Origin of the sequence: Agreia sp. PsM10 (assembly GCF_030433855.1) — a bacterium.
GTDB lineage: Bacteria > Actinomycetota > Actinomycetes > Actinomycetales > Microbacteriaceae > Agreia.
Genome location: NZ_JARUXC010000070.1, coordinates 1 through 252, shown reverse-complemented (window position 1 = coordinate 252; position 252 = coordinate 1). Strand labels below are relative to the sequence as shown.

Genomic DNA, 252 nt, shown 5'->3' with positions numbered 1-252 from the left:
ATCCAACCCCATACTAATGACAGGAAGTTATGGGCTCACTTCTTTCAGGAAAGTTTGTTTGGTACACAACTCGAATGGTTCTATCAGTTGGAGGGAACCAAAATTCATACTTGGGAAGACCACTCTGATGCTTTCTACAAGCAGTATCAATACGATGTTGACCTTGCACCAACTCGTATGCAATTACAAAATGTGACTATGGGTTCTAATGAAGGGTTCAAAGAATATGCCCAAAAATGGAGAGACATGGCC

The 252-nt window shown here is 41.3% G+C and carries 1 protein-coding gene; it reads left to right on the top strand.

Going from position 1 to position 252, the window contains the following annotated elements:
• The coding region (locus tag QCD70_RS19070) for a hypothetical protein (RefSeq protein WP_301219214.1) at window positions 1–252 on the top strand (252 nt) is incomplete at both ends.